Raw genomic sequence first — 10,207 nt, forward strand, 5'->3', positions numbered from 1 at the left:
TCAGCCGATGCGGTCGGGGCTGATCGGGTGCTGGGAGGACCAGATGTCCCCTTCGGGGTCGTAGATCTCGCGGTCGCGCTCGCTGGTCTGATCGCCGCCCGCGCCCACGCCGCCCGGCGGGTACGCCATGAATCCCGATCCGGCGGCCCCGGGCCCCCCGCGGAGCACCGCCGGAGCGGATCCCGTCCCCGAGCCGCCCATCCCGTACCAGGTGCCCGCGCCGCCGCTCTGCCCCGGAACCGGGGAGAACGGGTTGGCGGTCGTCGGCACCTGAGTGGTGGGGGGCGTGGTGGTGAGCACGTTGGGCGTGGACTGCTGCGGGTACGCCGTCGTCGGCGTGGTGGGCGAGAGGGTCGGGTTGCCGGCGTCGGCGAGCTGGGTCTTCGGAGGGTCGGCGCCGATCACCGGAGGCACGCTCTGGTCCTGGTCCGAGGGGTTCTGCGGCGAGCCGCCGGTGTCGCTGCCGGGCTGCTGCGGGTTGGTGGGATCCTGGTTCCCCGTGGACGGGTCGTCCTGGCCCTTGCCCGGGTCCTGGCCCTCGTCGTCGCCCTTGCCGGGGTTCTGGTCGTCGCCCTTGCCGCCGGTGCCGTCCGAACCGTCACGGCCGCCGCCGGTGCCGTCGGAGCCGCCGGTACCGTCCGAGCCCTTCGAGCCGCCGCCCGTGCCCGTGCCGTCGCCGGTCCAGTACTTCGTCTCGCCCGTCGGCACCTTGGTGCCGCTGCCGGGGTCGAGGTCCCCCTGCTTCTGGGTCTCCACCACCATGGGACGGATCTCGGGCAGCTTGAACGCCAGACCGTCGGCCAGCTGCGCGTTCAACGAGTTGATCTTGTTGTTCAGCTGCTCCAGATGCGCCCTGGCCGCGTTGTCCACCAGAAACCCGGGGGTGCCCAACTGGGGGTTGAGGGGCATGGAGGGCTCGTTGTCGACATTGGTGGGGGTGCTGAGGGCGGTGGGCCCGGGCATGGTCGTCTTGGACGTCCTGAGCTGCTGGGCGTACTCGACCATGGGCTTGCCGGTCTTCTCCATGGCGTCGCCGAGCGCTGCGGCGCTCGCGTGCAGCAGCCGCAGCGCCTCCAGCGCCGTGGTGGCGCCGTCACCGCGCCAGACCTCCGCGAGCTCCTCCGCGGCCTTCATGAGCGTGCCCTCCAGCCCGCTCTTGCCGTGGACCAGCTCGGCCGCCTTGACGTAACTGTTCCCGGCGCTCTCGATGCGGTCCGGGTCAGTGGCCTTCAGATAGGAGACGATCTGGGCCCTGGTGACGAAGATGCCCGGCTTGCTGTTGCCGAGGTAGTCATAGAGCCTGATCGGCTTCCACTCGTCACCCATCTAACGCCGTCCTTACCGGTATCTCACGCACTGCTGTCCCGGTGCCCTTTTTCGTAATTGGAGACGGCCCGTTCGACCGCCTCGGCCCACTTCTCGATGTAGTCGATGAGCTGGCTGTAGCTCTCGCCGAACACCTTGTACGCCGATTCGAAGTTGGCGCCGAAGTTGTTGGCCACCTCCCACTTGCCGGTGGCCTCCGGCCCGACGTTGCCCAGCCCCTGCACCTCGCCGATCGTGCCGGGTCCGCTCCAGGTGGCGCTCATCGACGGTTGCGGGTTGCCGTGCACGGAGCCCAGGTTCTTGCGCAGCCGGGAGACGACGTCCCTGATCGCCGTGTGGTCCGCGTACGGCCCGCCGCCGTTCCCGCCGAGCCCGGGGAAGTCCTTGGCGAGCTCCAGTTCCGGGGTCGGCGAGCCGTTTTCCTTGGGAACGCTCACGCCTTGCCTTTCGAGTCACCGTTGATGAGGTGGTTGGTCGTCGACACGTCGCTCCTGAAGAGGTCCTCGTCCTCCAGGAGGAACGTGGTCCGCTCGATCTCCTGCCTGTCCTGCGCGCCACCCTGGCCGCCGGTCATCGGGACCGCGGGGATCATGGAGCCGCTGCCCAGTCCGCGCAGGTTCGCCGCGTTCACGCCGTTGCCCGCGCCCGCCCCCGCGCCGAAGCTGCTCGCCCCCGCGCCGGAGCCGCCGTACGGGCTGCCGATGCCCGTGGTGGGCGAGTTGGCGGACGGGTGGTTGGACAGGGCCGACGGATCGGGGATCCCGGCCAGGGACGTCTTCGGGCCTCCGGGGTTCGAGCCCTGGGAGCCGTTCAGGTTCGGGTTGGCGTTCGCGTTCAGGGTGGAGGAGGGGTCGGTCAGGCCGGGGATGTTGGCGCCGTTGCCGTTCTGGCCGTTCGTCCCGTTCCCGTTCTGGCCGTTCCCGAGTCCGTTGCCCCCGATGCCGTCCGTGCCGTTGGGGAACGTGCTCGTCGGGTCGGTCGTGTCGATGCCCGGGATCTGGTGCCGGTTGGGGTCCTGCAGGCCGTCCTGGTTCAGGCCGTCGAGTCCGGCCTTCGGGTCGTACGGCTGGTTGAGGCCGGCCGGGAGGTTGCCGCCGATCCCGGTCTTCCCGTTGAACGGGTCGGTGGGCGTGTTCGGCGAGAGTGCCATGAACTGCGGGATGTCGGTCCTGAGCTCGGCCGGGAACACGTCGTTGTTGAGCTTGGTGTCCTGGCTGAGCAGCTTGATGGCCTCGGCCGCCTTCTTCCGGTCCTTCTCCTCTTTGGAGTCGCCCCAGATGTTCACGAACGGGAGGTCGCTGATGAAGCGGGTGATGCCGCCGACGAGGAGGCCCACGCCCGCGCCGATCACCACACCCGGCACGGCGCCCACCCCGCCGAAGAAGGAGCCGATGGCGGCCCCGGCCACGCCGCCCGTGACGGCGGCCTCTCCGAAGTCGATGTCGCTGCCGGGATTGTCGGGCACATCGCCCTTGGCCGCCGACAGCGTCCGGGCGTGGACGATGAGCGCGGGGGCGACACCGTGCGGGTTCTTCGGGGGATTCTTCGGATCGACGGGCTGGTCGCTGATCGTGGTCGAGATGTCCGTCGCCGCCTCGCGCAGCTTGCGCAGCTGCGTTTTGACGGTCTTGGCGTCCTCGCCCGCGGTCCAGTACTTGTCCAGCTCCCGCAGATGCTTGTCGATCACATCGACGAGATGGTCGAGCCGTACCTTGCCTTCGAGGAACTCGGCCGCGGCCTGCCCGATGAGCTGGGGCTTGTTCTTGGCCAGCGTGTCGCGGAGCAGATCGAGCGTCGCGCCCTCGAACTCGAGGCTGCTGATGTCGCCCCTGATGGGCGCCTGATACTCAGCCATCAGACCTGCATCGCCTTCGACCTGCCCTCGCCGTCCGTCTCGATGCCGTCATAGTTCTTCAACGCCTGATCGAGCAGGCCGATGACGTTCGCCACCTGGCCGGAGATGTTCGAGTAGGTGCTGGTGACGGTGGTGACGGCGTTGGTGGTGCTCTGGCGGAAGCCCATGGCAGCCGGCCAGAACCCGCCCAGGGCGTCGTAGTCGCCGCCCAGCTGCTCGACGGGACCGGAGCTCGTGAAGATGGCCTTCACGGCGCCGCTGCCGCCCGCCTTGCCGGCCTGGTTGCCGGGGTCCAGCATGGCGAGGGCCTCTTCCAGGTCCGCCTTGGCCGCTTTGATCGCCCTCCGGCTGAGCTCCACTCCGCCGTTGTCGCTGCCCATGTTCCCCCTCTGGTGTCGGCCCCCGCGCTACGCCTTACCTGCCGTCGAAGATCTGGGCGTTGATCTTCTCGACCTGCTGCATGTTCATGTTCGTGATGTTGATGTTCTTCTTCATCAGGTCGACGAACTGCGACATGTCGTTGGCCTCGCGCTCCCAGAGCTGCCTGACCTCGTCGAAGACGGTCTTGGTCTGGCCCTGCCAGATCGCGCTCTTGGCGAGCAGGTCCCGCTCCAGGGTGTCCAGGGTCGTGACCATGTCGTTGAACGCCCTGGCGAAGGCGTCCTCACCCTCGCCAAGACCGGCGTAGTTGACCTTTGTGATATCGAAGATGTCTTCCGCGGGCATCGCGGCCTCCTCTGCTAGCTGGTCCTCGTCACCGGTGCGACGCTGGTCAACGCGACAGCGGCGCGGCGTTGATCAGGTTGGCGATCTGGTTGATCGCCTCGGTCCGCTCCTGGTTGAACGAGGCGTAGTTCGTGTTGCTCGATCCGATGTTCTCCGCCAGGCGGCGCAGGCTGCCCAGGATGACGTCCATCCGCTCGTGCCACTTCTTGTGGACGGCGTCGAACGCGGCCTCGGACTGGCCCACCCAGTGGTGCTTGAGGCTGATGCCGGCCTGGTCGAGGTTCAGCTGGATACCGCGCAGGCGCTCGGCAGCGTCCTCGATGAGGGTGATCGCGGCCTTGAGATCGGCTTCACTTACTTGAGTCTGCGGTTGTGCCCCCACAGTCCCTCCCTTGCTGGGTCGGCTGACTCCAACCGACTACTGAAGTCGGCCCGTTTGGTCACATTAGTGAACATCGACCACTAGCGTCGCATGTGATCACGTTAATTTTCCATATCATCGGGGCGGATGGTGGGTGTATTGACAGAATGTACTCATTTGGGGCCTTGCTCCTGTTAAGTAGTAACGGGCCGTATCTGCCTGTACGGGACCTGCGCGGCTGGCGTAACGTATGGGCCGATCGTGACAAGGGGGGCACGTGGGCAGCGACAACGATCCGTACTCCAGCGCCCTTGGCGGGCTGGGCGGGCTCGGCGACACGACCGTCGACCCGCGTTCCAAGGATCCCGACTTCTCGATGAAGCACTCCAGCGTCACCACGCTGGGGAAGAACGTGGCCAGCTACGGCGACGACCTGACCTCGATGAGTCAGAAGACCGGCGCCATCGACATGCACCATCTGACCTTCGGCGTGATCGGCGGCGGGCTCAACGTGGCGCATCGTTCGGTCCGCGACAACGCCGTCGAGGCGCTGAAGCAGGCCAAGGAAGTGCTGGACTCGTGGAAGCAGGCGCTCGCCGACGCGGCCTCCAACACCAAGGCGGCCGAGGAGGCCAGCAAGGCCGGCAAGAAGGACACCGGGGGCCCCAGCCTGCCCAAGACCCCGGGCCTGGGCGGTGGCCTGCCCAAGACCCCGGGCCTGGACGGCGGCGGCCTGCCCAAGGGCGTCAACCCCGACGACCTCAAGCTCGACAAGCCTTCGACGGACGACATCCCGAAGCCGGACATCCCGAAGCCGGACATCCCGGGGTCCGACATCGACAAGCCGAACATCGACCAGCCCAACGTCGATCAGCCGAACGTCGACCAGCCCAACATCGAGCAGCCGAAGATCGATCAGCCCAACATCGACCAACCCAAGATCGATCAGCCGGACGTCAAGACCCCCGACCTGAGCAACCTCAACCAGACGCCCAAGACCAACCTGGAAGGCATCAACCCCAGCCTGCCGAACTCGACCACGCCGCAGATCCCCAGCACCCCGGGGTACGACCCGCGAGCCTCCATACCGCGCACGTCGGTCGGCGTGCCGGACGCGGGGCTGGGATCCGCCCCCAACGTGTCAGGCGTGAGCGGCTCGGGCACGCCGGGCAGCATCGCCCGTGCGCTCAACAGCGGGATGCCGATGTACCCCATGTCACCCGGCATGGGCGGGGGAGCCGGCCAGGAACAGAAGGACCGTGAGCGCGGTCCCCACCTCGGCGAGGACGAGGCGGTCTGGGACACCGACGAGGACATCACGCCGGCAGTGCTCGGCAGAGAGGATTAGGCGAGCAGGTGGCTTACGACGCGGATGTCTGGATGTTCCGCAGTGCCTTGGCGGCCACTGCGGCGGCATGCGTCGTCATGCCGTACGCGCTGCCCATCCTCACGCTCATGTCCCTGGTGATCGCGGACCCTGCCGAGCAGGCCCGGGCGGCGGACCAGTGGAACGACAAGACGCCGGTCGGCATGCAGCAGGCCGACAACAAGGGGTGGCATCCGCCGATGGCGGCGGGCGCGAAGCCCAACCAGAACCTGTCGCTCGTTCCCATGGCGGCGACCTCGACGGCCTCCAGCGACCTCGACTATCTGCGCAGCGAGCTGAAGCGGATGACCAAGGAGATCGGCGAGAGCAGCGAGTGGGCCGGCCGGGGCTACTCGTCGTTCGTGCAGAAGGTCAACGAGCTCGACGTACAGCTGGAAAAGCTCGACAACAACCGCATCGCCTGCTCGGAGTCGCTCAAGTGCTCGGCCACCGCGTTCCACGTCATCGCGGTGATGTGCGACGTCGTCGCCGGCCTCCTCACGGTGATGGCGGGGATCGTGCTGGCGGTGCGGTTCATCCCGGGTGCGCAGGAGTGGGAGCTGGCGATCATCCGCTGGGTGATGACCCTCCACAAGCTCCTCATGGGGGTCTTCAAGAAGCACTGGAAGCTCATCATGAAGATCACCGTCATGCTGGGGCTCGCGGGAACGGCGTTCAACCAGTTCACCCAGGACCTTCCGTTCCTGAAGGCCATGCCGTCCAAGGGCACGCCGAACCTCGTGGAAGCCAGCGTCATCTGGGACCCCAGCAAGGCGGACATGGTCAAGAACCCGACGCCACAGATGCCTGCCATGGACGACTCGATGATCCCAGAAATCGGCTTCTAACCCCCCACACCGCTCCACCACGGCACACCGCCCGCCACGGCACGGGCACTGGCGGCGGCCAGCCTGCCAGCTATCGGAGTCCGGGGCGCGCAGCGCCCGGGCACACAGACCCGCAGCCGCACCCCAGCCACTCACCTACCAGCCCACGACCCGACCGGCCCGGCCAGCCACCAACGGCACGTTGGCCACCAACGGGACTACCGGCTCCGGCGACCAGCCACCAACGGGAGTACCGGCTCCGGCTCCGGCTACCGGCAACCAATGGCACCACCACGGGCATGGGCATGGGCGCGGGCACGGGAACGCTGCCTACCGCTTTGCCGCCTTACCGGCTGCCGACGGTCATGGGCACCATGGCCGCCGCAGGGTCCAGCGCCGGCCCCTGCGGGATCGCGTGCATGATGCTCGTCGGCACAGGCGCGATATCCGCGGCGTCATAGCCAAGCTTCCCCAGCACGTCGGCCGACGGGATCGGATAACGCACCCCCTGGTCGCTGATCAGCGACAGCGCACCCGCCACCGCGCCGAGCTGGCCCTCGCCGGGCAGCACCCCGGCCACCACGGCGCTGCCCGGCGGGAGCAGCACCTGGTCGAAGCGGTCCTGCACACCTGAGCCGGACGGCGTCGGAATCGTGACCTTGCTGCCGACCGTCACCTGGGCCACGACCGAGCCGGCCGCTGTGTTCGGATAAACCGTGCAGAGCGGCGTCGAGCCGGACACGTTGATCACCTTGGGCATGGTCGTCGGCAGGGTCGCGTCCATGACGTTCTGGCGCGAGGGTGAGGCGTTGGCCGACGCGGCGTCGATCGGGATGGCCTGCACGGGGCGGCGCCCGTACGCCTTCTTGCTGGTGGGGTCCTCCAGGAGGAGCCTGGCCTGGACGGCGGAGATGGGCGCCAGGCCGTCGTTCAGCAGCACGTACCAGCGGGCCACGGTGCCGGGCAGCGCCGGCACCGTGAACACCTGCCCGACCACCGCGGCGACCTTGCCGTTGGCCCGCATCTTCCTGCCGCGGTCCGCCACGTTCGGGCCCTTGAAATCATGGCCGACCGGCAACGCGTTCAGCCAGGCCGCCGGCACCTTCCTGGCTTGCGCGCTGAGCGCCCGCACACCCTGCTCACTCACCCGCATGCGGCGATTGCCCCAGATCACCCAGTTCTGCTGCCCGTCGGAGACCACCATCGCGTCCCCACCCACGGGCCTTCCGCCGAGGTCCGTCCCCCCGACAAGCGTCGTGTACGGCTTGCGCCCGCCCGTGTTGTCGGGCCCCTCCACCACGCACACCGACCATGGTGCCTTGACCAGCTTCTTCCTCTCGGGCAGCGAGTCAGGCGCCCCGGAGATCCCGATGAGCGGCCCCCGGGCGTACCCGGCCAGCGAGGCGGCGCTCACGCTCCGGGTCGTGATCTCCCCGGCGTCCAGCACCAGCCTGGCCGACACGTAGTTCGCCACCGGCAGCAGGCGGCGCTGCTGCTGGCTGTAGATGAACTTGGCCCCGCTCTCCTCCTCGACCAGCAACTGCCCGGGATCGGTCAGCTTGGTCGCGTTCCCGGGCCGTACCAGCCCCCAGATCCCGAACACCGCCATGACCAGGACCCCGATCAGGATCCCTCCGAACGTCGCCACGTTCTGCCGCCGCATGGGCGACTCGGGGACGTCAGGCTCGGCTTGCAGGAGCGCCATGCCAAGCCTCTGCTGCATCAAGCGGTGTGCCTGATAGAGGTCCTTCTTGGTCTGCACAGCGCCTCCCCGCCTCAGAATCCGCGCATCAGCATAAACGCCCTAAACCCCACCCGCCCCAATCCCCCCAAATCCCCACCCTTTTCACCCCTTACCCCCACCCCTCACCCACAAGCCCCCAACCCCAATCTCCCCACCCCCACCCCCATCGCCAATCCCAGCTCAAATCCCCACCTCCGGTCCCTCCTCCGGTCCCTCCTCCGGTCCCTCCTCCGGTCCTACCTTTGGTCCCACCTCCGGCCCCACGCCCAACTTCAGTCGCCCAACCGCCAGCCCCGGCCCCCACTCACGACCCCAGCCACAGGCCTGACCCCGACCCCGACGTCACATCACCTCAGCCTCAGCCTCAATCCCGCTCACCCGCCCCAACTCGGTGGCTCGCCCCAACTCCACCAACCCGCCCGAGCCCTCGCCACCGGCCCGGCCCGGCCCGGCCTCAGCGACTCCCACGGCGGCGAAGCCCGTATCCGCGCCGCCCGCTTCCTGGCCCGCAAGGCCCTCGAAGACTTCGACTACGACCACCAGCGTTCGCTCAAACGCGAGGCCATCGCTATCTGAGCACGCTGGATTTCGTCGCCGCCCGGGACACCGTGGTCGTCCTCGGCCGCCCGGCACCGGCAAGACGCACCTGTCGCCCGGGTTGGGGATCAGCGCCTGCCAGGCCGGGCATCGGGCCGCCTTCGTCACCATGCTCACCACCTTGACCGGCCACGACCTGCTCGTATCGAAGGCATCGTCAACAAATCAAAATGATCAAGCGGCAGATGTTCGGCCGAGCTGGGACCGCGCTCCTCCGCAAGCGCATCCTGCTCATGGCCATGGTGAAGTTGTCCTGTAACACCGAATCTTGAGTTCGTGCCATCGAAGATTGGACGGCTTTGAGAGCTTGTTGAGATCGCTGGCGTACGGTCTCATGAACCGCAACGCGGGGCATCATCGAGATGAGCGGGGCAGGCATGGAGGGACGCACCGAGAAGGCCAAGCTGTCCTATGAGCACGCTGCCTTCGTCGGCGATGTCGGTGAACTGGCAGCGGCGGAGCGGGAGCTGGACAAGGTCGAAGCCGATCTTGCTCTGGCCCGGGGACGGATCTTGCATGCGCGGTTCCTCGATGACCGACGCGAGGACCCGCGTGAGCTGGCGCTGTTCGAGCGTGCGACACACCTGTACCGGACGGTGGGTGATGCGACGGGCGAGGCGAACTCGGTGTTCTGGGAGGGTTGTTTCCACCAGGTCGTACGGAGCGACCCCGACCGCGCCGTTCCTCTCCTTCAGCAGTCGTACGACTTGGCCACTGCGGCAGGCGACCGATACACCCAGTGGGAAGCGCTCCGGCACCTCGGGATCGCGGACCATGCCGCGGGCCGGCTGGACGCCGCCCGGGAGCATTTGGAGGCATCGGTACGGCTATGCCGGGAGCTCGGGCTACCGGCCGCTGTCGCCGCCAACCAGGTAGGGCTGATCTACATCGCCGCCGCGCAAGGGCGACGGGACGACGCGGTGACGCTGGCCGCAGAGGCGTACGCCACTGCCGAGGCGTCTGGGGCCATCCGCATCATGCGGCAGGTCGCGGAGGCACGTATCCAGACCATGGCGCCGGACACCGATCATGGCGAGACCCACGATCAGAGCGCACCTTGAGCCGCTGGAGCTTCGATGTCGGAAGGTCGAGGTTCGTTGTCGCCGGACAGAAGTGACGTGAGAGCCGTTGCGATCACGAAATGTGGGCCAGAACCCAGATTTCGGCCGTCGCTGACATAACCCTCGCCCCAGCCCCAGCCCCAGCCCAGCCCCACCCGCCGTCGCTTACGCCTCACCCTCGCTCAGGCCTCAGCGCTCGGTCCAGCCCTAGCGCTCGGTCCAGCCCAATGCCAGCCCTTAGCCTGAGGCCGTCTCAGTGCCCTCGAACGACCGCCCCGCCCACCGCTTCCAGCCATCGCCTCCGGCCAGGCTGTCGCCCTGGCAGTCCCGACAGCCTCCCCAGC

Annotated in this window: 10 protein-coding genes; 3 read left to right on the plus strand and 7 right to left on the minus strand. The window is 67.9% G+C overall.

The genetic code is table 11. From position 1 onward, the window contains the following. From ABZS69_RS13490 to ABZS69_RS13515, 6 genes are read right to left on the minus strand one after another with little or no spacing between them, the layout of a single operon-like run. Nucleotides 1–1,326, minus strand: a complete 1,326-nt coding sequence (locus ABZS69_RS13490) for a hypothetical protein (RefSeq protein WP_355370718.1) — start codon at nt 1,324–1,326, stop codon at nt 1–3. Between the two features lie 23 nt (nt 1,327–1,349). Beyond that, nucleotides 1,350–1,763: a hypothetical protein gene (locus ABZS69_RS13495; RefSeq protein WP_355370721.1), complete on the minus strand. Its 414-nt coding sequence runs from the start codon at nt 1,761–1,763 to the stop codon at nt 1,350–1,352. Then, nucleotides 1,760–3,181, minus strand: coding sequence for a hypothetical protein (locus tag ABZS69_RS13500; RefSeq protein WP_355370724.1), 1,422 nt, complete (start codon nt 3,179–3,181; stop codon nt 1,760–1,762). The genes ABZS69_RS13495 and ABZS69_RS13500 overlap by 4 nt, the downstream gene beginning before the upstream one ends. Beyond that, entirely contained in the window at nt 3,181–3,561 is a 381-nt protein-coding gene (locus ABZS69_RS13505) for a hypothetical protein (protein WP_355370727.1), read from the minus strand. The genes ABZS69_RS13500 and ABZS69_RS13505 overlap by 1 nt, the downstream gene beginning before the upstream one ends. 34 nt (nt 3,562–3,595) lie before the next feature. Further along, nucleotides 3,596–3,907: a WXG100 family type VII secretion target gene (locus ABZS69_RS13510; RefSeq protein ID WP_355370730.1), complete on the minus strand. Its 312-nt coding sequence runs from the start codon at nt 3,905–3,907 to the stop codon at nt 3,596–3,598. Nucleotides 3,908–3,953: 46 nt separating this feature from the next. Next, complete coding sequence (locus ABZS69_RS13515; RefSeq protein ID WP_355370733.1) at nt 3,954–4,289, minus strand: WXG100 family type VII secretion target; 336 nt, start codon at nt 4,287–4,289, stop codon at nt 3,954–3,956. Between the two features lie 256 nt (nt 4,290–4,545). Between ABZS69_RS13515 and ABZS69_RS13520 the strand changes: the two genes are divergently transcribed. Together ABZS69_RS13520 and ABZS69_RS13525 are read left to right on the plus strand one after the other, a co-directional pair. Further along, the gene (locus tag ABZS69_RS13520) at nt 4,546–5,616 is read left to right on the plus strand and encodes a hypothetical protein (protein ID WP_355370736.1); all 1,071 of its coding nucleotides are present in this window, start codon (nt 4,546–4,548) and stop codon (nt 5,614–5,616) included. Nucleotides 5,617–5,648: 32 nt separating this feature from the next. Continuing rightward, nucleotides 5,649–6,482, plus strand: a complete 834-nt coding sequence (locus ABZS69_RS13525; RefSeq protein WP_355370739.1) for a hypothetical protein — start codon at nt 5,649–5,651, stop codon at nt 6,480–6,482. A 325-nt stretch (nt 6,483–6,807) separates the two neighbouring features. Here the strand turns inward: ABZS69_RS13525 and eccB are convergent, their stop codons facing one another. Then, on the minus strand, nt 6,808–8,223 hold the full coding sequence (gene eccB / locus ABZS69_RS13530) for a type VII secretion protein EccB (RefSeq protein WP_355370743.1): 1,416 nt from the start codon (nt 8,221–8,223) through the stop codon (nt 6,808–6,810). Between the two features lie 956 nt (nt 8,224–9,179). Between eccB and ABZS69_RS13535 the strand changes: the two genes are divergently transcribed. Continuing rightward, a complete protein-coding gene (locus ABZS69_RS13535) occupies nt 9,180–9,863 on the plus strand; it encodes a hypothetical protein (RefSeq protein ID WP_355370746.1) in 684 nt (227 codons plus the stop codon). The last annotated feature ends 344 nt before the right edge of the window (nt 9,864–10,207 follow it).

It is taken from the genome of Nonomuraea sp. NPDC005650, assembly GCF_040605375.1.
Lineage (GTDB): Bacteria > Actinomycetota > Actinomycetes > Streptosporangiales > Streptosporangiaceae > Nonomuraea.